This is a genomic window from Shewanella sp. H8 (genome assembly GCF_040285065.1).
Lineage (GTDB): Bacteria > Pseudomonadota > Gammaproteobacteria > Enterobacterales > Shewanellaceae > Shewanella > Shewanella polaris.
Genome location: NZ_CP157213.1, coordinates 3,509,153 through 3,532,594, shown reverse-complemented (window position 1 = coordinate 3,532,594; position 23,442 = coordinate 3,509,153). Strand labels below are relative to the sequence as shown.

The window sequence follows — 23,442 nt, the reverse complement described above, 5'->3', positions numbered from 1 at the left end:
TTTTATTACTCTGTGACAAGTAGGGTTGGTGTGACATATTGGTCAATAAAATCTTTTGACGGCATAGGTTTAGCAAATAAATACCCTTGTAAGTAGTCACAGGATAATTGTTTTAATAGTTGATGCTGGCCTTCCGTTTCAACGCCCTCTGCCACTACTTTAACCTTTAAATTATGTGCCATAGTGATAATTGCCCGCACTAATGCGATGCTACTTTCATTAGTATCCATATGTTTAATAAACGAGCGGTCAATTTTTAAAATATCAATATCGAGTCGCTGTAAATAAGCTAATGATGAATATCCGACCCCAAAATCATCGATGGCGATATCAATACCATAATGGTTGAGTCGTTGCATTTGCTGTTGAACAGGTGAGTCAGGATCCATTAAGGTGTTTTCTGTTACTTCGATAATCATGGTATCGCGGGGGAGGTCATGTTTATTGCACGCTAATATCCATTCATCAACCCACAAACCGTCATGATCAATTTGCAGCGGTGAGGTATTGACACTCACTTGCATTTTTTTGCCCGACAATTGATAAAAATAGGCCGCATCTTCAATAGCCTGACCTCTAACCCAGTTACCTATATCTTCGATTAAGCCATTTTCTTCGGCAACTGGAATAAACTCATTAGGGCCAATAAGACCGCGCTGTGGATGGTTCCAACGAATGAGTGCTTCTGCTTTGGTTGCATTAATGCCACATTGGTCAAAAATGGGTTGATAAAACAATACAAATTGACCGAGTTTAAGTGCGATGCGGATTTCTTCGATAAGTCGACGTTTTTCAATCGCTTGTTCTTCAATAGCATGAGAGAAAAATTCATATCGATTGCGCCCTTTGCTTTTAGACAAGTACATTGCTTGATCGGCATGTTTGACTAATTCCTCAACATTTTGACCATCACCAGGATAGAAAGTAAGCCCGATACTCCCTGTCACATTGACTTGTACCTCTTTGATGCTAATGCATTGCATGAGGCTACTTTTCACCTTTTCAGCAATTGTGGCTGCGTGTTTTAAGTCACTAACATCTTCAAGAATTAAGGTAAACTCATCTCCGCCTAGGCGCGCAACAGTATCATGATCTCGAACGCATCCACGTAAACGGTTCGCAACTTGATGAAGTAGCAGATCCCCATATTCATGGCCTAAGGAATCGTTCACCTCTTTAAAGCCATCGAGATCAATAAAAATCAATGCAAAAACCATGTCGTCAGTATCAATGAGTGACTGAAGTTTTTCATAGAAAAAACGTCGATTCGGTAGCAGAGTTAATCCATCTTGATAAGCATATTCGTGTAATTGAATATTGGCATTTTCGAGTTCTTTAGTACGCAGTTGTACTTCACTTTCAAGCGAACTCTCACGCTGCTCAATATTTTCTAACATGCTATTAAAACATGTGGTTAATTGGCCTATTTCGTCTTGAGATTGTACTTGGGCACGTAAACTGTAATCTTGTGATTTTGTAATTTTTTGCGAAATTTTAGCAAGGTATAACATAGGACTTAAAAACTTGCGCCGTAAAAATAAAGACAAAAAGAAACTGGCAACAAAGGACGAAAGCAGGATTAACACAATAAACTGACCATAAAATGTCACCCGCTCGATGAGCAAACTGTCATCGACTGAAATCTGCAATTCACCGTAATGTTGGTTATCGAGTGTTAATGGAGTAATCACTTGAGTGATGTTATGGAGGTCTCTATCAATAAGGATAACAGAAGGGCTTTGTGATAATGCTTGCGCTAAAACAGCACCTTCTGCACTGGTTACAGATACTGATAAGACATCGGATCTTAACAAGATCGGATTAATCAGTTCTTGGATTGCATCTTGATCATCAAAAAGTATGGCTGCGGTGATGTTTGGGGATAACATTTGCGATAAGCTTTGAAGGCTTTCAATTTGTTCTTTTTTGGCTGATGACAGTTCGAAAGCGCTGAATATTAACGTCACAACAAGTGTCGAAATGACGGCAACACTCATTAAAATAAACTGAAGTTTTTTACTAATAGTATTAAGAGTGAATAATCGTTTCATAGAATTAATCATTTACTACTCGTCCTAGGCGTAATACTTTTGAGCTCATTGTAATGCCTGACAGTGTTAATCTGTCGGGTGAGACTTCAAAACGTATTTTTCCTCCGGATAAAAAGAAACGAATATGTCCACCTTGTTGAATAAAGTTGTCAGTTTCACCGACGATCATCACATCTGAAAGGTGTTTGTTATTCGATTGCTGCCAAGACTCTAGAGTATCAGCGGTGATAAATAAAATATCGCACAGAGTAAGATCTGATTCTGTAAGAATGACCTCGATATTTTTAATTGGCAGCTTATTGACTTTCCTACCACTTAGCACGGTTCGTGATGTATTAATAAAGCTGCTATCAGGGCTACACAGTGTAAACGAGGTTGCGGTATTTGAGTGGTTATTCCATTCACCGTAGCGAGCAAAGTTAAATAAAAAGCCTGCTTTAAGTGCATATTCTTTTTCAATAGCACTCGCGCTCTGGCTTATTATAAGCAAAAGTGTTAATAATAATCCGAACAGTAGGTGTTTAATCGTTAGCATCTAATTAGTTAGAACTTCGCCGTAATTTTAAAGGTAACAGTTTCGTCGATGTAATTTGGGCGAGTGTATGTTTCACCATAATTACCATATTCAAGATGTGAGCCCGCAAACAGGTTTTTACCCATAATAGCGAAGGACCAGTTAGGATGAAAAGTCCAGTTCCAAGTTAAATCTAATGCGGTATAATTTTCTGTTCCGTAGGCATCACTATTTTCAACTCTGAGTGACGCAAAAATATTATGCTGCTCAAGAAAATGTATATCAGCTTTAGTGAAGAGTTGACGACTCGTTGAGTCAAAGCCGAAGGCTGGAAAGGTATTGTCCACTAAGTTGTACTTAAAGGTGTTGTAGCTATAACCTAATTCGGCTGAAAAACTATCAAAAGGTTGCCAAGTTAAAATAATATCACCACCTTCAGTCGTGAGCTGTGCATTTGATACTAAGTCGAAGTTAATAGATGTGGTAGTTAAGGTTTGTAAGGCCGAATCAATCTGCCCTGCCTGTAACATTGCAAACACAGGGATGAACTGATCAACGTTGGCATCTATTTCGAGTACAGCCACGTCATCGGTGTCAGTGTGATAAAGCGATAAGTCGAGTGCCCATGTCGCATCAGATAAACGATAGCCAATTTCGTAAGAGACTGATTTTTCTGATTTTACGTCATTATTACCGTTTAAGTAAGTTCGGATGTAATATTGATCTATTTCTGCAATTCCAGTGGTAATAGGTGAAACCTCTTCAACTGTTAAACCATCAATGATGAATTTATCGTTAAACAGAAGTAACGAGGGCACCATTACACTTTTTGATGCCGATAGCCATAAAACTTGGTTATTGTGTGGTTTCCACACTAACTTTGCTAAAGGTTGGCTTTCCCAGCCTGTTAAATCGTTATGGTCAACTTTAACACCCATAATGAAGTCTAATTTGTCAGCTAGTAGGTTATATTGAACTTGCGCTAATGTGCCGTACTGCTCAAGGTTGTCAAAACCACCGCCACTTTGTATAAAAGTGCTTTGTGCAAATGAAATAGAGTTGTAACGATAATTAAGCCCCCAATCAAATTGCAAGTCTTGATACAAAAAGTTGATTTGGTAATCAAGATCAAATGATTCGAACTTTTCTTGAATATGTGCTTGATTGCCACTTTGTTTTAACCAAGATGTTTGTAGCATTTGGTTAGCAAAAGGCGAAATTCGATTTTCTAACCGAGCCATAATGCGCGAATCGGTACGATCTACAGTGCCAACAAATGAGATATTTCGGTTACTACTATCAACAACACCATTATAGTTTTGCCCTAATGTTGACTGAGTGACATCAGCTTGAATAAGACCTGACCATTGATCGTTCGGGGTGAAGTCAAACCGTGCTCCTGCCGATTGTTGCTCGGAAAAATCAGCTGGTGCTATTCTTCTCCCTTTGTCTGACGCTTGCGCATCTTTAGCGTGTCCATACACTCTGAAACTGCCGTTATTACCGATATCGCCACCATATCGAAGATTGGTATCGATATTTAGTTGGCTACCGCTACTGACATCTGCATGTATGCCTCTCGTATCGATACTGTTTTTGGTAATAATATTAATCACGCCATTGGTGGCATTGCTACCCCACAGCAGTCCACCTTGACCTCGGATAATTTCGATACGTTCAATATCGTATAATGGCACATTTAACGTTTCCCAATAAACGGCAGCAAACTCTGGGGTATACAAACTTTGGCCGTCGATCATGACCAGTAATTTACTGGAAAATCGTGAGGCTACGCCACGAGAAGAAATCGCCCATTGATTATTATCAAGTTGTCTAACGGCTAATCCTGGAACCATTTTAAGGGCTTCTGGTACAGATGTTACACCTGAACGAGTGATTTGTTCTTTGGTTAATACATATATAGATGAGGCAGTTTCAAAGGCTGATTGGGTTCTTTTCATCGCGGAAGTCACTTGTACATCCATCGCCATCAATGAATCTAAATCTAAGTCTAGATTGCTTAGGGATTCTTCTGCAGCAACATAAGGCGAGATTAACATAAATAAGTACAAGCATTTTTGTGATAACTTCAAACCAATGTCCTTGAAACCAGTGATGATCTATTTTAATCGCGCTACTTTAACACACGCTGTTAACTAAATGTCACTCTATTGGTTTCAATTTGCGGGCTAATTAACCTTATGTTAACTAAGGCGTTGTTATTTTAACCGAGATGTTTGTCTGTTTATGCTGGAATGAATGAAATGATTATTTATAGACTCAAAAGGTAAGCTGTTTTTATTACACATTAGTAGGGCATCTGAAGATGCATAAAGACGATAGCGCATTTTAACGGTAGACTATACATTATAGAGACAGCTTTCGAGGTCATGAGATCACATGGTAGAACTGCAGCAAAATAATCCACTTCATGGTTTAAAATCAGAAACGATGATATCTGAGTTGGTGGCGTTTTATGATTGGAAAATTTTATACGCGGCCTTGCGTTTAGAATGCTTTAATACCAATCCTAATTTGGACGCTTGTGTTAAGTTCCTTAAAAAGACGGAATGGGCGAGGGAACGTGTTGAAAATTTCTATTTGTATCGTTTCAAGCGTATGCCAAAAGGTAACTCAGCTCAGTTCGAGTTAAAACCTCGTGAGCGTGGCTTTGCTGATGGTATTTTACCGCGTAAGCCGCAACCTTTAACGGTTGAGTTAGTTGCCGAGTTGAAAGCCAAAGCAACCGCGGATTATGAACAGATGAAACATAATCAAAGTCGTTCATATGCATCTTCGTCATCATCTTCATATTCTTCGTCGAGTCGTTCAAATGACAGTGATGCCGCAACACAGCGCAATAATAAAAATAAGCCGCAACCTATATTTGATCCAAACAATCCGTGGAATAAATAACCATTAGATAGATGTTATATTAAAGTCTTCGCAACCTAACGATAAGCATATTATCGTTAGGTTGCGTTTTTTATGGAAAATCGAAAGTTATATTTTTCATTTAACTACATAGGGTTAATTGTTTTTATGAGATTTTTTCGAATATTTTTATCAAGGAGTAGACACCCGAGAGAATGATTGCTTAAATAGCAATGCATGTCTTTGTTGTATTTAAGCGCTGCACATTCGCTTCAAGGTCGTTGGGATTACTTTGGGCGCGCAGCTAACTTAAATTGAGGCATAAAGGATTAAATACCTCACCCAGTGTGCTTAGCATTGGGATACAACAAGGATAATAATAATGAAATTGAATAAAATTTTGCTCGCTATCGGCATGGTATCTAGTGTCGCTCTTGTCGGTTGCGATGATGACACTCAATATGGCAAAACACCTCAAGTAACCCCTGAACCCGAAGTGACTCCTCTACTACAAGCCTTTGCTCCAAATGGCACCTTAAAAGCGCAAATCCGCAGAACGAAGTACGGTGTGCCACATATCACCGCAGATAATTTGGAAAGCCTTGGTTTCGGTAACGGTTATGCGCAAGCACAAGATAATTTATGTGTAATGGCCGATGGATTTATTAAAGCTAATTCGCAGCGGTCAATGTATTTTGGCCCCCATGCGTCGTTTGATTTTGCTTCCGGCCTCCCTACCAGTGAGGATAACGGCAATTTAATCTCTGATTTTGCTTACAAAGCATTAAAAATTAGACAACTTGCAGAAGAGCAGTACCCACAATTTAGTTATAACTCGCGTGCCTTAATGGAAGGTTTTAGTGCTGGTTATAATCAATACCTTGCCGATGTAGAAGCCGGAGCTCAAACGGGTGAACCATTTTGTGCAGGTCAGCCATGGGTTAAACCTATTGATGGTGTCGATGTTGCCAGTTATCTATTTTCCATCGCATTATTACCCGGTGCAGCCAACTTTTTAGATTTGATATTCTATGCTAATCCCGGCGATGCAGAAGAGTATTTACCTCGCATAGTTGGCCCCGCACCTTCTGCTGCACAAACTACATTTATACGCGACATGAACAACACCTTAATTGCACGGGCTGCAAACATAACCACTCCCGAAACAAATCCTCGAAACTTGGGCTCTAATGGCTGGGGATTGGGGAAAGATAAAACTGAAAACGGTAAAGGCATGGTGTTAGGCAACCCGCATTTTCCACACACAGGTAACTTACGTTTTTGGCAGTCACATTTAACCATACCAGGACAAATGGATGTGATGGGTGGCTCGTTAGTGGGTATGCCTGGGTTGGTTAACATTGGTTTTAACAAAGATGTTGCTTGGACACATACCTTTTCAACAGCAGAACACTTTGTGATGTATAACCTAGAGCTAGTTGCCGGTGATAGATTGCAATATATGTATGATGGTTCGGCATTGCCGATCACTAAAGAAACGATTTCAGTATTAGTCAATGCAGGGGCTGCAGGCATGTTGGTGGCAGAAAAAGACATTTACACCACAGCTAAAGGTCCTATGGTTGAAGCGCCACCAGCATTGGCGCCGTTTGGATGGGACGATGGCCAAGCTTTCTTTATTCAAGATGCTAACATGGCCAATAAAGATCCCATTGATCATTGGTTAGCTATGAACCTCGCATCCAATAAAGAGGAGTTTCAGCAAGCATTTAAAAATTATGATGGCGTGATTTTTAACAACACTATGTACGCAGATAAAGAAGGTAATGCGTTTTATATTGATGATTCTACCGTTCCAGGATTTTCTGATTTAGTCGTCAATATCATTAAAACCACACCAGAAATTCAGGCCGCTAGAACACAAGCAGGCTTTACTATTCTGCCGGGTAATAACTCGTTATTCAGTTATGATTCACCGATGCCTTATGAACGCGCACCCAAACTTGAACGCAGTGACTTTGTGCAAAACTCAAATAACTCATTTTGGTCGACTAACTTATCTGAACCACTTGAAAACTACTCTCCTTTATATGGTCCAGAGCGAGGTCAATTATCGTTACGTACTCGTATGGGATTAACCTTAATGGATGATGCCGCTGGTGACGATGGTAAATTTTCGCTTGAGGAGTTAGAAGCTGCTTTATTATCTAACCGCGCTTATCTTGCTGAGTTGGTACTAACTGACTTAATTAGCCAGTGTGAGCAACAAGGTGCCACCCCAGTCATGGTGAACGATACCTTGTCTAAAGATGTATCTGCATCATGTACAGCACTAACAGCGTGGAACGGTAAACAAGATAATGACAGCAAGGGTGGGGCGTTAGTTCGTGAGTTTGCCCATCAGTTTGATCAAAATACCATGCTAACCGAAGCATTTGATTATATGAGTGCAGCAACCACGCCTAGCAAACTCAATACTGATGGCAGTGCGTTAATCGCTTTAGCTCATGCAGCTTTGAATCTTGAAGCAGCAGGCTTTGCGGTTGATGCGGCGTTAGGGGATGTGCAATTTGTTGAGAAGTCTCTTCCCGATGGCACTGCATCAGGGGTTAAATTGCCTTGGCCTGGAAGTCATAATGCAGAAGGTGGATTTAACGTGTTCTCGACCAGTTTATCTGGTGATGACACCTTAATCCCTCAACACTCGTATAGTCCTGTTATGGATGTTGTATCAGGCAAGGCAGCTGCATCAGGATTAACGGCAGAAGGTTATCAAGTGCGTTATGGTTCAAGTTGGATGATGACCGTAAGCTTTACTGATGATGGCCCTAAGGCAAAAGGTATTTTGACATATTCTGAGTCTAGTAATGTGTTAAGCCCAAGCTTCTCCGATCAAAGTGAGTTGTATTCTTCGGCCAAACAATTAAGGCCATTGTTATTTACTGAAGCGGAAATTCAAGCATCTGTTGAATCTACTGTCGAGTTAACCTTGCAAAGATAGACGATAAAACAACATTGTGTTGGCCCATGAAACCTCATCGAGACTTGTCGGTGAGGTTTCATTATTTTGGATAAACGAATAAGCGACGATTGATGTTTTTCACAGCACAAATACGCTCTAGTGAGCGCCATTCAATACAGTATATTAATCCTTGTTATTTATGTGGGAATTTGTGAATTTACATGCAGTAGGTGGTCGGTGATGATTTATTTATAAATTATTATGCTGCGTTAATATCCGTAATAAAACCGCATATTATTGAAGTGAAGGGGTAAGCTATTAACAGGATTATAGTTTATCGACAAAGTGAGTATATATGCATACCAAATTATTAATAGCAATCCCTACTTTGGTATAAGACCCCGTAGCTTGACCTTAAATGCTATCTGAAACACACTCAACATATAAATATATTTCTATAAAAAATGGATGATAATAATATGCTGATTTTCTTCATTTGCATCGGGGTGCTAGTGCTCGGGTTCAAGTTTTACAGCCCGTTCGTTGAGCGACAAGCGGGTATCGACCCAAATATCAAAACCCCACAAACACGATTTAATGATGGCGTTGACTATGTTCCAGTTCATCCGGTTAAAGCATTCTTAATTCAATTTCTTAATATTGCGGGTGTAGGACCGATATTTGGGCCAATTTTAGGTGCGCTTTATGGTCCTATTGCGTTGGTTTGGATTGTTCTTGGTAATGTACTTGGTGGCGCGGTTCACGATTACTTCTCTGGTGTAATGAGTATCAAAGAAGACGGTAAAAGCTTACCAGAAATTGCAGGAAAGTATTTCAACATATACTTTAAAGGTGCCATGTTGGTGTTTACTGCCATGTTACTTTTCTTCGTTGGTGTTGTATTTATTATGAGCCCAGCAGGGCTGCTGAGTAATTTAGATTATTTTAAAGACACTTTTTTAAGTAACAATACCTTTTGGGTATTAGTCATTTTAGGTTATTACTTCCTCGCTACTTTGCTACCGATTGATAAAATCATAACCAAATTGTATCCATTATTTGGTTTACTCATGATAGTAATGACAACATCAATTGCTGTTGCGTTACTCATCCATGCGCCACAATTACCGACAATAGACGGTATCTTTGCTTACTTCGATCACAGTCACTATAACAATGACTTATTGGAACCTAACCCAAGTGGGTTACCAGTATGGCCATTGTTATTTATTACTATTACTTGTGGTGCCATCAGCGGATTCCATTCAACTCAAGCACCTATTATGGCGCGTTGTTTAACTAACGAAAAATACGTTCGTCCAGTGTATTACGGTGCAATGGTTGCCGAAGGTATTGTTGCATGTGTTTGGGCTACTGCAGGTATTGCTGCTTTCCCTGGTGGTTATGTCGAACTTAAGAGTATTCTCGATATAGGCGGCCCAGGAATGGTGGTTAACCAAGTCGCGACCACTTACTTAGGGGCTGCTGGTGGTATTATGGCGATTATCGCTGTTGCGATTTTCCCTATTACTTCTGGTGATACAGCATTTAGAGCATTACGCTTAACCATTATTGATGCGTTTAAAATCCCTCAAAGTATTAGAAACCGTTTATTCGTTGCGATTCCTATTCTAATTATTGCTTATTTTATGACGAAGATTGATTTCACTCTAATCTGGCGTTATTTCGCATTCTCAAATATGTTGTTATCTACCAGCGTATTGTGGCTAGCGACGAAGTATCTATTTGATCGCGGTACTTTCCATTGGATTGTGAGTATACCCGCCACTATCGGTACTTGTGTGACAGTGTCGTATATCATGACCGCAGGTATTGGTTTTGGTTTACCGCAAGAGCTAAGTCAACCAGTGGGTATTGCTGTTGGAGTGATATGTCTTATTGCTCTGATTATTGCGCACAATAAACGTAAAGTAGTACCAGTCGTGTAATTGGTTACTGTTTAAATAATAAAAGGGCTGCATAGTGCAGCCCTTTTTGTTGTTCATATAAAAGTGAATATTAAAATTAATGACCGACACGATCCAGTTTTTGAATTAATTCCATCTTTATATCGTCAGGTGTTTGGCTGTGCCAATAACCACTTACATAAGCGAATAGTGGCACCATAAACATAAGAGTAAACAATAAAATCATTAAGCCTCTGGCAGAAAGTTTAATACCATTACGAGTACTAAATTGTAGCGCTTCTTTTTTAGGACAAGCAGACACACAACGCATACATGCTTGGCACTCGTCTGAGTGAATATTCTTTTGAGTATGTACAGATATATTAGCTGGGCAGGCTCGAGTGCATTTGTCGCAACTCATGCCTTTGGTTTCAATTAAACAATGTTGCGTATCGCGACGAATTTTAAACGGGCTAAAAAAGCTCACTATGCCTAACATTGCGCCATAAGGGCAAATGTAACGACAAAATCCTTGGCGACGCCATGCTGCTAACGCAAAGATAATGCTGAAAGCGATTAACGCTATCATTGATGGCATCATAAAAAATACTGCCATTTTTAAATCGGCTACTTTATGATAATTGCCTTGCAAGTAATTAGGAATACTTGCAGCTGGCATTGAAAAGACCAAATAAACCAGTGCAGCTAATAATAAGTATTTTACCATTCTAAGAGGCCAGTCTATCCAAGCTGGTGGCAAAAGTTCGGCAGGAATAAAACGTTTTCTGAGTTTAAATAAATATTCGCCAGCTAAGCCTAATGGACAAGCCCAGCCACAAAAAGCTCGTTTGCAAATTAACCCTGTTAATAGCACAACACACAGCATAACCACGGCAGCGGGGTGATTTTGATCCCATAAGCCTAAGGTTAAAATAGCTTTAAGTTCAATACCGCCAGCAATCGGTAAAAAAGCATCACCAATATCAGGTCGCATTAACCAAGGGGTTTCTCCGGCATACAACATTCCAGCATTAATGGCATATTGTACGCCAACTAATAACATGGAAAGGGCAAAGAAGTGTTGGCAAATTTCACGTATTCTATTGGGTCTGCCTTCTGCATTAGCAAAGGCGGGTTGGTATTGACCTAGTGCAGTCACAGCGATAACGGCGATTAATAATATAAGCAGTAGCGGCCAGAAAAAGCTCGCAAGGGTTGCGCCGAGCAATAATGATCCACTGACCAATGCTCCCCATTTTTTGCCACCCCAATATAGTAGGCTGGTACTATATACTAAGGCTAGCATTAAGGTGATTGATTCAATTGTACTCATTGTGAATGCCTGTGTTGTGTTATTTCCTGTCAATAATGATAAAACCTCTGCGCACGGGTAAATGTGAGTTGGGTCGCCAAAGCCAATAATTGATTTCTAAATATATGATCTATATTGATTTGTTTGGTTTATGTAAACATTGTTAAGGAATGTGTTATTTAGTGATTCAAAGTGTTGTCATGAACTTGTCTTATTTTAGGGTTAAATTATTAAGATCATTTTTGTGACCGTAAAAAGTGGCTAATGGTTAAGTTTTCATTTGAGCATTCGTTCGAGATCGATACGTTAAAGCGCTTAATTGCCCAGCATCAACATCAATTTAGACATAAGTCATTGGCTGATTTGTATTATCGTGGTGAAAAACTATCGGTAACCGCCATCGAACTTGGGCAGCAGCAACAACCTTGCCCTACAGTATTATTTGTCGGTGGTGTTCACGGGGTTGAGCGCATTGGTGCACAAGTGGTGTTAGCTTTTTTAGACAGCTTAGTTAATCGACTTCCTTGGGATACTCATTTACAGCAATTACTTAAACATGTGCGTTTAGCCTTTGTGCCGGTGGCGAATCCGGCGGGCTTTTTACGAGGTAGTCGTGGTAATGCTAATAACGTTGATTTAATGCGCAATGCCCCTATTGATTCAGATGAAGAGGTCACTTTTCTGGTGGGTGGGCAGCGACTATCATCATGCTTACCTTGGTATCGTGGTCAACATGGTATGGAGCTCGAAACCCAAGCCTTAGTGAAGTATGTGCAACAACTACAACACCAAAGTACCAGTGTGATTGCGTTAGATGCCCATTCTGGTTTTGGTTTACGAGACCATCTATGGTTTCCTCATGCGCATACTCGGCAACCGTTTGCGGGTATAGGCTATATTTACCATTTAATGCAACTGTTCGAAAAAGGTTATCCTCATCATGGCCATTATCGGTTAGCGCCACAAAGTCATTTTTATCGTACCCATGGTGATATTTGGGATTATTTGGTGGCGAATGATATTAACCATAAACCATTTATTCCGTTAACGTTAGAAATGGGGTCGTGGGCTTGGGTGCGTAAAAATCCACGTCAGTTATTTAATTTTCCTGGGTATTTTAATCCGCAAAAAAGCCATCGCCATCAACGGATTTTACGTCGTCACGTGGTGTTAATGCAGTTCTTGATTGATGCAGCGTATGCGCAAATTATTGAACAGGTTAAACCGACTCAGCTGACCCAATTGACCCAACAAGCCAATCGATTTTGGACACCGCGAGGATAAAAAATGACCACTTGGGTGTTACTGCGAGGATTAATGCGTGATAGCCGTCATTGGTATGGTTTTGATCGGCTTATACAGCAGCAGGGTATTAATCTTATTTGTGTCGATTTACCCGGTAATGGGCGTTTAGCGCAGCAGGTAAGTCCGTTGTCGATAGACCAGTATTGTGATTCCGTGTGGCAACAAATAGATGCAGCAATGCTTGAGTCTCCAGAGTTAAATTCACCGTTAATGCTGGTGGGGTTGTCAATGGGTGGAATGTTGGCGCTGCAAATGGCTGCTCATCGACCGCAAAGTGTTAAGCAAGTGGTGGTCATTAATAGCAGCGCAGCAAATATTTCAACTTGGTATCTACGTTTTCAGCTTGCGCCCTTATTAGTGTGTAGTGTAAAAGCGCTATGGGGGGCAATGGGTGAGCTAATGTCAGATTTACGCGGTAATAATCCGCACAAATCACATGTGCATATTATTGAATCTATTGTATTAAAGTATACCAGCCGTAATCAATGTAACAATATCGAAGTATTACAAGCGTGGAGTGTGATGAGGCAGCAACAACATACTTCGTTCAGTAATGGCTTACGTCAACTTTATGCTTGCGCAGGTTTTAATTGTCCGACATTGCCGAGAATTGCGGTGAGTGTCATTGTGGCAAATCAAGATCAACTCGCTTACCCCAAATGCAGTGATAATTTAGCAGTTTTTTATCAAACTCAACTACATAAAATCGACAACTGTGGTCATGATGCGAGTCTTGACCAACCTAAAGAGCTATTACAATTGTTACAACAGATTGCCAAAACCTAAGCGTAAATCTTCAAACTTGCTTGTTGATATTAAATTCAAAAAACTAAGCTTTACTCTGTATGGACGAAGCAATACGAACAGTGTTGGCTAGCCACTGTTATGTCTGTAAGCACGGTTTTTCATAGCAGCGATTTCGCTTAAAATCTGTTGACAATAATAAACGGTTTCTTCAACTTGCATGGTTAAACTGACTTGGCGAGTGGTGTAATGATAGCCATGAATTTAGCTGTCATTTTGTCAGTTTTAGTAAACTATAATGAAATGAGATCATAAGCAATTGAGCTGGTCAAAATCTCTCTGGAATTGCTCGAATAACGTTCGCAATCAGCTCAGTGCCTACTGTAACTTTCTATATAATGAGCGAGTACTAATGCCTGCCAAAGCTGCGGCTTTGTCTTTATCGCCATTAACACACTCTAAAAGACGTTGTAAATATCTTTGTTCATTGCTTTTCAAATCAATCATATACTTTGAATTATTTTCTATTTTGCGATCAATTTCAAGACAGGATTTAATCACATTTTCATCAATAATTTGTGTGTTTGCTAGCACTAGTGCACGGGAGAGTATATTGCGCAGTTCTCGGATATTACCTTTAAAATCATGATTTTTTAATAAACTTATTGCAGAATCAGTTACCGTGTATCGTCCACTGTCATCTATTCGCTGCAGAATCGCGGTGGTTAAAAGTGCTATATCATCTTTACGGTTATTTAAAGAGGGGATATGAATAGGGAATACATTAATGCGATAGTATAAGTCTCTTCTGAATTCCCCACGCTCTACCATTGAAAAAATATCTTGGTGAGTCGCGCAAATAAGTCTGAAATCTGACAGCTTGGTTTCTCTGCTGCCCACTGACCGATAAGTGCCGGTTTCAATTAAACGTAATAGCTTTATTTGTAGTTCATAAGGTACATCGCCAATTTCATCTAAAAACAATGTACCTCCATTGGCCACTTCAACTAGGCCGTGTTTATTGTATGTTGCGCCAGTAAAAGCTCCTTTTATATGGCCAAATAATTCACTTTCAAATAAGGTTTCAGTGAGGCCTGAACATTCCAGTATCACCATTGGCTGAGTTTTACGATGACTTGCGAGATGAATAGCTGAAGCCGCTATTTCTTTACCTGTACCTGTGTCTCCCACTAATAATACCGATGCTTCTGTTGGTGCCACTCGGGTAATATTTTCGACTAATTGGTTAAAAGCAGGACTGGCACCGACCATTTCATTATTGCCAATTTGGGGTTTTGCCAGGGTGACTGACTTTAACAATTCGACAAAAAATTTAATCTCTCCTTTGTCGTCAACAATAGGCAATATTTCGATGTCGACATGCTCTGTACCCCGGGGAGAATGATGAATATGTAATACACGTTCTTTTCTCCTCGAAATGCCTGCGGCAGATAATGGACAGGCCTCTCCTGCTTGGTCACAGGGGACCTCATTATTATGTGACACCTTGTAACAATAAGCTGGTTGTTCCTGATCTATTGCGCCAAAACTTTCAAGATACCGTTGGTTACTTGCAAGTATCTGATATGCGGGGGTAACCAAAATGGCAGGGCAGTCATAAGCATTTAGCATAGTGGCAAAGTCTTGATTGATATCTTGGAGGTTAATCTGCATAACGGACTCCATTTTTGTCAATACATTTGACATATATGGCAATTATATTAACAAAAATACAAAAATATAATATCAATCAAACATATAAAGTTGATATTAATCAGTATTAATCAACATTTTGAAAGTATCAATATCATTGTGGCGCGGTCATTGCTGTATATAAAATATCCAATTCATTTGGTGTGATGGTGATCAAAATTTAAGAATAAGATTTTTCATTGAATAATGACAATAAGGAAATTTTATTATGAAATTTAAAAAACTACTATATTGTATGGCCGCTGCTTATCTATCAACTACCGGATTTTCAATTGCTTTAGCCAGTGATGCACAAGCTTTATCACCTCATGATGACGGTGGAGTACTCACTGAAGACTTAGCTGCAAAAGGCAAAATAAAAAGACTGCCTAATGGTGATTTAGTCAGTGCATATGCTTATGGTAATAGTGATAATAAAACGGTTTATGACCTGAAAGCGCAAAGAGAACGTCCTGCTCAAGATATTTTTATTCGGGTATCGAAAGATGATGGTGCGACGTGGAGTAAGCCTGTCAATATTTCTGATACGGCACGTAGAACATCGAAGCAAAGCTACTGGGAAACCGATGATAATGGCGATATTTCTCTTGGCGATTTTTATGGTGACTCCGGAAAACCAAATATCTTTGCGGCAGGTGGTTATGTGGGTGTTTCATGGGCAGATAAATACTGTCCAGCAGTCGACGTTGATGTGACAAACCTGAATGATGATATTCCTGATTATAACTACCATCAGGGTGCTGCTACCTATCTTGATCGTGAAGGAAGACAACTGCCTTTTAGTTGTACTTACATCGCCTATACTAAAAATCCTAGTGCTGTAGATGCTGATAATAATCCCACTGGAGGTACGTGGAAGCGTGAACAATTAAGCTTTGGTGAACGTGATGCCAAACAAAATGTACCCCGTGCAACTAGCTATAGTAACGGTACAAAAGTCGCGTGGAATGTTGTTTGGCAGGAAGACCCAGAAGGTTTAAAAACAGGTACTGCCGATGGTCCGGGAGATGGGGCTAGTGGTGCTAATGTCAATAAAGGTACAGATATTTGGTATACCTATATTGAAGATATGAAGGCTCCCGCACTTGCAGATATTTCGTTTGCTGCCAATGTTTCTCGTGTTACCAATAACTTCAAAAAGTTTAAAAAACGTGAAGGTGATGATGTCGTTGTAGAATTAACGGGTTATCTTGATCCGGTTTGTGCGGCCACACCTGAGTGTTCAGACACTAAGCCATTATTGGTAGAAACAGGTAAAGAAGGCGCATCACGCGCAAACTTAGGCATGGTACAAGTGCCTGGGCAGAAACCTGTCACGGTCATCGCTTATGAAGAAACCAAAGGCGGTGGTGAAGGTGTCGATTTTGGTAAAGTTGTACGTTATCACCGTTTTACTTTCGATAATCCGCCAGCAAGTTATATTAATGTCGCTTTTAGTTCCGGTTTGCAAAAAGGTGGCAGTTCAACTGGTAATTCTAAAAATCAGAATCAGCCGGGTGCTAAAGGAAATTACACTGAAAGTGACACTATTAATACCAGTTCAGATCCACAAAGTGAATATCCAGACACAGAGGGCGTTGTTAGTGACGTTTACCAGTCACCGGATTGGGCAGACCCCGCACGTATTGGTTGTGTGATTAGTAACCCAGCAGAAAATGCTCGACGGGTGCGCTTCTTTGGTAATCAAGTCGCGGGTATGGATGAAAGTATTAACAAAAGTGGTACCAAGTTTATGTTTTTCTGGAAAGAGGGTGCATACGATAAAGGTGGCCCTTCTGACATCGTAGGTCGTATTGGTAAAGTCGGTACGGATGCTGCCAATACAGGCTTGACTCCAGTTGATTTAATACCCGCTGTAGATACCAATTTTACTACGTTTACCCGTTATGTGCTGACATCTACAGGTTCAGTGGTTTATCCCGATGGGCTCGGTGGATATGTAGATGGTTTAGGTAATACCGTCGTTGTTGCAGAAGGGGATGCAGTATTAGATGTAACCTATGAGGAAGCGGGTGGCTGTAATTATTATTTAACTGATGATGATCGAGATCACGTACCCCCAATCACATTATCTGATCGTATTAACAATTCAGGAGCGATGAACCTAAGTACTAATTCTATAGGTGAGGTCACAAGTAACGATACGACTAAGACTATTGAAGCTTTAACGATAACTACCGAGAATAATAATCTCGAAGATGCACGAGCACATCGTGGTGCTATCCGTGGTGATACCATCTTGTTTGGTTACAGTTACACTGCAGATTGGGCATTAGCGAAGTACACCACTGAAAATAACTATAACTTCTTTACACGTCGTAGTTATGACGGTGGACATACTTGGACGGGTACCCAAAACCTGACTAATTATCTACCTGAAGCTGAAGTCGATATTAAAGAGCCTCGTATTGTGGGCGCACCAAGCAGTACGTCTGCCTGTGATCCTGTCAATGCGCCAGAAGGTGCAAACTGTCAAGATCCTAATGCCTTTATATTAGCGTGGGGTTCTGTCAAAAACACCTATGCTCATATCGAAGCTGGTGCAGAACTTGATGTTTTTGTCACTAAAACCAAAGATGGTGGTAGAACCTATGAGCCACTAAAATTAGTATCCGCTAATGTTGATGTTCCTTTAGATCCTGAGGGTGAGCCTGATTTTGAATCACAACTCACCATGAAGCCTAACGGTGACAATTTATATACAGTATGGATGGAAACATCAACTGATGCTGCAGGCAATGAAGATACTGTGGTTCGCTATCGTGCAGAAGCAGATCTCGATGACGCAGGAGCACCAACCACTATACTTGCCGATGGCACTGCTATTTATAATTTAACTCGACCTATTACAGTCGATCAAGGCAGTGTGTCAGGTATTGTTGTTTCAACAACAACAGCAACGGGTACTGAGTATACTTATCCTATGCAGCAATTTAGCTACAACGTAACTGGCTTAGAGGTTGGTAGCACTATATCCGTTACGATTAATTTTGGTGGCACTTTACCAGAAGATGCTGTTTTACTTAAAGTAAACGCTGACGGTAGTACGGTTGAGGTTGAGTCTGCTGATTGGGAGCTAATCGGCGATAATTTAGTGCAAGTCAGTATCACTGATGGCGGATACCTTGATGAAGATGGTGCAGAGGATGGCGCAATTATCGATCCTGTTACTGTTGGTGTTCCTGTTGCAACTGTAGAACCAACGCCAGTTTCAACAAGTAGCAGTGGCGGTAGTTTAGGACTAATTGAATTGTTGATTGGTCTTGGGTTATTAGCCCGCAGAAGAGTTAGAGTAACTAGAAAATAGTACTATTTTTCAACATTAAAAAAGCCCCGTCTAATTGATCGGGGCTTTTTTTTGCAATAATTAACCTTCCAGATTTTGCCAAAGCCATGTTTGATGAAGCCGAAAGTGCTAAGCATGTTAATCAACGTATTAGCGTTGCTTACTAAGTGATATTTGGTGGGTGATTAATCTAAACAGGCCTAAATGGCCTGCTTTTTTTATGCTTTATCCGGTGCATAGGTGGTTATATCGATTAGGCAAACAATGGTTGAATTTGTATTAGGCCATAGCCGTTACTCGTTAAGATTTGAGCGCATTTTATTCAAAAATTATATTGGGTTATCAGTTACAGGCTATGTGATTTGAGTCTGTTTTAAAACGTTTTTGGCTATTAAGGTATGGCCTGCGGCCATATTCAACAAATAACCACTTTATCAATTATCCCATTGATGACAAAACTCAATAAAACTTTTCAGCAGCGGGCTGTGATATTTGTCTTTGTGGACCACTAACCAAAACGGTCGCTGCATTTTGATGTTATCACCCTTGATATGAGAATCGAGCTGAGTGACACGCCCATCTCTTACTGCATATTGAGCCGCTAGCGTCGATAAACACCCTAAACCAATACCCGCAGCCACACTATTAATTAACGCTTCAGTAGTATTAAGCTCAAACACTTCATGCCAAGTCTCAATATGCGGTGCAAGGCTGCGCAAAAAGAACTCTCGCGATCCAGAACCTGCCTCTCGCAGTATCCAGTCACTCGGTGATAAATCAGTAATGTGCGGTTTTTTAATATGACAAAAAGGATGTTCTGGAGCGGCAATAATGCACATGTTGTCATGGCTGAATGGTGTTGCAATGAGATCCGGGTGAGGCGTGTTCCCCTCAATTAAGCCAATGTCTAACTCGTAATCACGCAGCTTTTGGCAGATTAGCCGCGAATTTGAAATAAACACACTTTGAGAAAAATGTTGATGCTGGTGGCGAAACTGACTCAATAACCCGGGTACAACATGATTACCTATAGTGTCACTGGCGCCAATTTTTAATTGTCCTGCAAAAGCTTGCTCTGCATCAAATAATTGATTGATATTATTTGCTCTACTTAGCAGCTCATCAGCAAGAGGTAATAGCTTGTGTCCTTCTTGATTAAGCACTAAACGATTATTGACTCGATCAAACAACGGATGGCCAAGTTGTTTTTCTAATTCTGCTAATGCCATACTCACCGCCGCTTTAGACAAGTAGATAGCTTGAGCTGCAGCCGTTAAGGTGTTGTGTTGAGTAATACTCATAAACACATTGAGTTGTTTAAGTGAAATATTCATCTTATTTGGCGGACTCTATTGATGAGAGATGTATTGTCGTTTTAATGTTCAGTTTTATTGAACGCATGTTTCATATAATTGGATATTTATAAACAAACAGCAAGCGTAAAATCACTTTATTCGCTTGTCGATTGGTTTGAGGATGTAATGATTCGAGCAGTAAAACAAACAGTAATGATAGCGCCGACACCAATGGCAGGCCTTGCGTTAGGGATTGCCAGTTTAGGGTGGAGTTGGGAATATCTGGTCGATTTCCACCATTATGGTCAGTGGGTAAGTGCGGCTATTGCTAGTGTATTATTGTTGTTATTAGCGGCTAAATTTCTATTCCATGCCCATTTATTGCGGCAAGATATTGCGCATCCAGTGGTTGGCAGTGTGGTCCCCACGTTTGCCATGGCGTTAATGGTGGTGTCTAATTCCCTCGGCTATGTTTCAGCATTAGCTGGAGACTTAATGTGGTCATTTGCGGTGTTGCTCCACATCAGTTTTTTGGTTGGCTTTATTTATCATCGTAGTAAGCAGTTTTCCTTGCATCATATGGTGCCGAGTTGGTTTATTCCGCCTATTGGTATTGTAGTAGCTGATGTGTCATTTTCAGGTAATGCTCATCTTATGTGGGTTGCTTATGCGGCGCTTATGTTTGGTATGTTAAGTTATGTGGTGATGTTACCCATAATGATTTATCGGCTTATTTTTGCCGAAGCCATTCCCGATGCGGCAAAACCGACATTAGCTGTTTTAGCGGCGCCAGCCAGTTTATCATTGGCGGGTTACCTAACCATTACTCAATATCCGTCACCGGTTATTGTTGGGCTTTTATTTGGTATAGGGGTGTTGATGACCGCGATTATTTACCTGTCGTTTTTTAAGTTATTACGCTTACCTTTTAGCCCCGGCTATGCTGCATTTACCTTTCCGATGGTAATAGGAGCAACAGCATTATTTAAAATGACCGTATGGATGGAAGGTATTGGCGTTGAACCTGAATATATTCAGCAAATTCATTTGCTGGCCGAACTAGAATTGCTTATTGCGACAGTGGTGGTGACATATGTTTGTCTACGATATGTGTCTTTTTATCAACCGAATAAAGTATCGATCATGGATATTTAAATATGACCCCAGCAATTGAAACAGCCAAAAAACATAAAATAGATTTTGAAGTACATGAATATCATCATGATGCTCATTGTGAGTCTTATGGATTAGAGGCGGCACAAAAACTGGGGTTACCTGCACAACAAGTGTTTAAAACCTTAGTGGTGAGTGTAGATAATCATTCGCTAGTGGTTGGTATAGTACCTGTGTCGTCTATGCTCAGCATGAAGTCAATTGCTAAAGCCGCAGGGGCTAAAAAAGCGCATATGGCAGATGCATTAGCGGTGGAGCGTTCAAGTGGTTATGTGCTTGGCGGTGTTAGTCCGTTAGGGCAAAAAAAGCGTTTACTCACGGTTATTGATACCTCGGCACAACAGTATCAACGGATTTACGTTAGCGCCGGCAAAAGAGGCGTAGACATTTCCCTCAATCCTATGGATTTACAACGCATACTTAATGCTAAATTTGCTAATATTTGCGCCCAAAGCTAAGTGTTGTTGATAACCCAATAGCATCGCTAAGCTAATCAAAATAAGCTAACCAAACTAGGTTAACCGCCGAATTAGCCATCTAAGCCCATCAAATAAGCCCAGCAAATAAGTTCACCATCTAAATTTAAAAGGAACAATCAATCTTTAGTTATTTATTTTGGCTTTAAATTCAGCTTGGGTTTGCTGATTGGCTTTTTGATACCAGTAATCTAACATCCGGCTCACTTCTGCTTGTGTTATATCGTCGGTTTTTTTAAGTGGTTTTGCTGCGGTATTATTAACGGCTTGCTCACCTTTAACGGTTGCAGCAGGCATCATTGATGGGGTCATTACAACCGCGCCCGGTTCGGTGTTTGGAACTGTACTTAGTTTGGTGTTAGTGGCCATAGCTGCGATGGCTCCAGAGGTATTGTATTGCGTCATTTCTTGTTCAAAATCGCGACCAATTTGTAAGCCAGCTTTCATCAATTTATCTTGTGTAAACGCAACTTTATCGCCAGCCTGATTGGTTAAGGTTATTGCAGGATGAGCATTAAATTGATTGGCGCGTGAGGTTGAGTTAATGGTCGGCAGGGCTACAGTGTAGGTTTGCTCGCTAGCAGTAAAGCGCAAGATAATGACGTCAGAGGTAAAGTGATTCTGACTACCATTATCGCGATAACGGGCTTGATAGCGAAAGGCAATTTGCTGGATAGCATCAGGCGTCGTTAAGTCGAGCTTTACGCTAGATTGTTGTGTGGCTTTACCATTCACTAATACAGTTTCGGTATTGTTGGGCAGTTGCAAACTGGCCGCCACACAAACTTGGCTAACACTAAAACAAACACTACAAAAAAGTAACCCAATGATGATGTTACGCATGGTATGACGTCCCTTTAAGTTGATTTGGTGGCAGCGAATGCTGGACGGTAATGCTCTGGCAATTTAAAGGTTTTTACGCTGTTACTTAACGGGCAAGTAAAACGAAAAACGCATGATGTCAGCGCGAGATCGGGTGAGTGATCGTTACCATTGCCATGTAAACGATCGCCCACGACAGGATGACCAAGACTCGCCATATGAATCCGAATTTGATGCTTACGGCCTGTGTCTATTTTCACCTGTACTTTTGATTGATTTAGCGCTGGATGATAAGCAAGCCTAGTGGCATGCGACAGTGCGGGTTTATTATCGACAGGACTGTCAATGCTCATGGGTTGACTAGAAAACTCGCCTTCAACAATCACCTGATAATGTTTTTCAAATTCACTGGTTTCAAATAATTTGGCAATGGCCGCGGTGGTTTTTTTACTGTGGCCCAGTATCAATAAGCCCGTCGCTGCGCGGTCAAGCCGATGGATAATAAAGGCATTGCGTTGTGGTTGTATATGCAACTCTGCGTAGCGATTAATGGTGGTATGGTCACTCCACTTTGAGCCTTGGCAGCGCATACCATAGGGTTTGTACCAAATACTGTATTCGCCTTGATCAAATAACAGCTCTGCTGGTGCAACTTGTTCATCTAAAATGTACTGGTTGAAATATAGATGCAGCTTATCGCCAGATTGTAAGGGCTTTTTGGCGCGACGAATGCGATTGGTTTGTTTACCGTGGCTGTGCCAAATAGCACCTTTTTGCATGGCATCTTTTAATACTTGTTTACCTAAACCACTGGCTTGCGCCAATAAGCCTATGGCATCAGTACTGTGCTCAGTAATATCAATATGGTATTCGGTTTTATCAGCCATCATTTAGTTAACTCTAATAACGCAGTCTATAAGCGGTAAATTACGCCAAATGGTACCTTATTTATCGGTTGAATGTTGATTAGTTAATGAAACTTTCTCTTCTGTTGGCTATCTATGTATCATCTGTCGTAAAGTTGTTTTAGCATAATGTGTCTATCAA

The 23,442-nt window shown here is 40.5% G+C and carries 16 protein-coding genes; 8 read left to right on the top strand and 8 right to left on the bottom strand.

Annotation, left to right across the window (positions count from 1 at the left end; all coding sequences use genetic code 11):
• Positions 1-5 precede the first annotated feature (5 nt).
• From ABIS04_RS15230 to ABIS04_RS15220, 3 genes are read right to left on the bottom strand one after another with little or no spacing between them, the layout of a single operon-like run.
• Positions 6-2,051, bottom strand: coding sequence for an EAL domain-containing protein (locus tag ABIS04_RS15230; protein WP_350431605.1), 2,046 nt, complete (start codon positions 2,049-2,051; stop codon positions 6-8).
• 4 nt (positions 2,052-2,055) lie between these two features.
• On the bottom strand, positions 2,056-2,541 hold the full coding sequence (locus ABIS04_RS15225) for a YfiR family protein (protein ID WP_350431603.1): 486 nt from the start codon (positions 2,539-2,541) through the stop codon (positions 2,056-2,058).
• 53 nt (positions 2,542-2,594) lie between these two features.
• Entirely contained in the window at positions 2,595-4,658 is a 2,064-nt protein-coding gene (locus tag ABIS04_RS15220) for a TonB-dependent receptor domain-containing protein (protein WP_350431602.1), read from the bottom strand.
• 307 nt (positions 4,659-4,965) lie between these two features.
• Between ABIS04_RS15220 and ABIS04_RS15215 the strand changes: the two genes are divergently transcribed.
• The 3 genes from ABIS04_RS15215 (at position 4,966) to ABIS04_RS15205 (ending at position 10,311) form a co-directional block, all read left to right on the top strand.
• On the top strand, positions 4,966-5,481 hold the full coding sequence (locus ABIS04_RS15215) for a VF530 family DNA-binding protein (RefSeq protein ID WP_350431601.1): 516 nt from the start codon (positions 4,966-4,968) through the stop codon (positions 5,479-5,481).
• A 340-nt stretch (positions 5,482-5,821) separates the two neighbouring features.
• Entirely contained in the window at positions 5,822-8,401 is a 2,580-nt protein-coding gene (locus ABIS04_RS15210) for an acylase (RefSeq protein ID WP_350431600.1), read from the top strand.
• A 440-nt stretch (positions 8,402-8,841) separates the two neighbouring features.
• Positions 8,842-10,311 (top strand): carbon starvation CstA family protein, encoded by a 1,470-nt coding sequence (locus tag ABIS04_RS15205; RefSeq protein WP_350431599.1) that lies wholly within the window; start codon positions 8,842-8,844, stop codon positions 10,309-10,311.
• Positions 10,312-10,387: 76 nt separating this feature from the next.
• Here ABIS04_RS15205 and ABIS04_RS15200 read toward each other — a convergent pair whose 3' ends face one another.
• Positions 10,388-11,602 carry a 4Fe-4S binding protein gene (locus tag ABIS04_RS15200; protein ID WP_350431598.1) on the bottom strand — a complete coding sequence of 405 codons (1,215 nt, stop codon included), beginning with the start codon at positions 11,600-11,602 and terminating at the stop codon, positions 10,388-10,390.
• 243 nt (positions 11,603-11,845) lie between these two features.
• Between ABIS04_RS15200 and ABIS04_RS15195 the strand changes: the two genes are divergently transcribed.
• Both ABIS04_RS15195 and ABIS04_RS15190 read left to right on the top strand, forming a co-directional pair.
• A complete protein-coding gene (locus tag ABIS04_RS15195; protein WP_350431597.1) occupies positions 11,846-12,865 on the top strand; it encodes a DUF2817 domain-containing protein in 1,020 nt (339 codons plus the stop codon).
• A gap of 3 nt (positions 12,866-12,868) precedes the next feature.
• Positions 12,869-13,672: an alpha/beta hydrolase gene (locus ABIS04_RS15190; protein WP_350431596.1), complete on the top strand. Its 804-nt coding sequence runs from the start codon at positions 12,869-12,871 to the stop codon at positions 13,670-13,672.
• A gap of 336 nt (positions 13,673-14,008) precedes the next feature.
• On the opposite strand, the gene ABIS04_RS15185 is transcribed toward ABIS04_RS15190, so the two are convergent.
• Positions 14,009-15,304 carry a sigma 54-interacting transcriptional regulator gene (locus tag ABIS04_RS15185; RefSeq protein ID WP_350431595.1) on the bottom strand — a complete coding sequence of 432 codons (1,296 nt, stop codon included), beginning with the start codon at positions 15,302-15,304 and terminating at the stop codon, positions 14,009-14,011.
• Between the two features lie 247 nt (positions 15,305-15,551).
• Between ABIS04_RS15185 and ABIS04_RS15180 the strand changes: the two genes are divergently transcribed.
• Positions 15,552-18,650 carry a choice-of-anchor O protein gene (locus ABIS04_RS15180; RefSeq protein ID WP_350431594.1) on the top strand — a complete coding sequence of 1,033 codons (3,099 nt, stop codon included), beginning with the start codon at positions 15,552-15,554 and terminating at the stop codon, positions 18,648-18,650.
• Between the two features lie 413 nt (positions 18,651-19,063).
• On the opposite strand, the gene ABIS04_RS15175 is transcribed toward ABIS04_RS15180, so the two are convergent.
• Complete coding sequence (locus ABIS04_RS15175) at positions 19,064-19,963, bottom strand: LysR family transcriptional regulator (RefSeq protein ID WP_350431593.1); 900 nt, start codon at positions 19,961-19,963, stop codon at positions 19,064-19,066.
• Between the two features lie 147 nt (positions 19,964-20,110).
• Here ABIS04_RS15175 and ABIS04_RS15170 point away from each other — a divergent pair, with 147 nt between their 5' ends.
• Complete coding sequence (locus ABIS04_RS15170) at positions 20,111-21,079, top strand: TDT family transporter (RefSeq protein ID WP_350431592.1); 969 nt, start codon at positions 20,111-20,113, stop codon at positions 21,077-21,079.
• Positions 21,080-21,081: 2 nt separating this feature from the next.
• Entirely contained in the window at positions 21,082-21,555 is a 474-nt protein-coding gene (ybaK, locus tag ABIS04_RS15165) for a Cys-tRNA(Pro) deacylase (protein WP_350431591.1), read from the top strand.
• 144 nt (positions 21,556-21,699) lie between these two features.
• On the opposite strand, the gene ABIS04_RS15160 is transcribed toward ybaK, so the two are convergent.
• On the bottom strand, positions 21,700-22,416 hold the full coding sequence (locus ABIS04_RS15160; RefSeq protein WP_350431590.1) for a DUF2057 domain-containing protein: 717 nt from the start codon (positions 22,414-22,416) through the stop codon (positions 21,700-21,702).
• 14 nt (positions 22,417-22,430) lie between these two features.
• Positions 22,431-23,285, bottom strand: coding sequence for an RNA pseudouridine synthase (locus ABIS04_RS15155; RefSeq protein WP_350431589.1), 855 nt, complete (start codon positions 23,283-23,285; stop codon positions 22,431-22,433).
• Positions 23,286-23,442 lie beyond the last annotated feature (157 nt).

What these genes read in the sequence shown, in the direction of transcription:
- ABIS04_RS15230 (WP_350431605.1), bottom strand. Translation starts at nt 2,051, where the DNA reads ATGAAACGATTATTCACTCTTAATACTATTAGTAAAAAACTTCAGTTT.
- ABIS04_RS15215 (WP_350431601.1), top strand. Translation starts at nt 4,966, where the DNA reads ATGGTAGAACTGCAGCAAAATAATCCACTTCATGGTTTAAAATCAGAA.
- ABIS04_RS15210 (WP_350431600.1), top strand. Translation starts at nt 5,822, where the DNA reads ATGAAATTGAATAAAATTTTGCTCGCTATCGGCATGGTATCTAGTGTC.
- ABIS04_RS15205 (WP_350431599.1), top strand. Translation starts at nt 8,842, where the DNA reads ATGCTGATTTTCTTCATTTGCATCGGGGTGCTAGTGCTCGGGTTCAAG.
- ABIS04_RS15200 (WP_350431598.1), bottom strand. Translation starts at nt 11,602, where the DNA reads ATGAGTACAATTGAATCAATCACCTTAATGCTAGCCTTAGTATATAGT.
- ABIS04_RS15195 (WP_350431597.1), top strand. Translation starts at nt 11,846, where the DNA reads ATGGTTAAGTTTTCATTTGAGCATTCGTTCGAGATCGATACGTTAAAG.
- ABIS04_RS15190 (WP_350431596.1), top strand. Translation starts at nt 12,869, where the DNA reads ATGACCACTTGGGTGTTACTGCGAGGATTAATGCGTGATAGCCGTCAT.
- ABIS04_RS15185 (WP_350431595.1), bottom strand. Translation starts at nt 15,304, where the DNA reads ATGCAGATTAACCTCCAAGATATCAATCAAGACTTTGCCACTATGCTA.
- ABIS04_RS15180 (WP_350431594.1), top strand. Translation starts at nt 15,552, where the DNA reads ATGAAATTTAAAAAACTACTATATTGTATGGCCGCTGCTTATCTATCA.
- ABIS04_RS15175 (WP_350431593.1), bottom strand. Translation starts at nt 19,963, where the DNA reads ATGAATATTTCACTTAAACAACTCAATGTGTTTATGAGTATTACTCAA.
- ABIS04_RS15170 (WP_350431592.1), top strand. Translation starts at nt 20,111, where the DNA reads ATGATTCGAGCAGTAAAACAAACAGTAATGATAGCGCCGACACCAATG.
- ybaK (WP_350431591.1), top strand. Translation starts at nt 21,082, where the DNA reads ATGACCCCAGCAATTGAAACAGCCAAAAAACATAAAATAGATTTTGAA.
- ABIS04_RS15160 (WP_350431590.1), bottom strand. Translation starts at nt 22,416, where the DNA reads ATGCGTAACATCATCATTGGGTTACTTTTTTGTAGTGTTTGTTTTAGT.
- ABIS04_RS15155 (WP_350431589.1), bottom strand. Translation starts at nt 23,285, where the DNA reads ATGATGGCTGATAAAACCGAATACCATATTGATATTACTGAGCACAGT.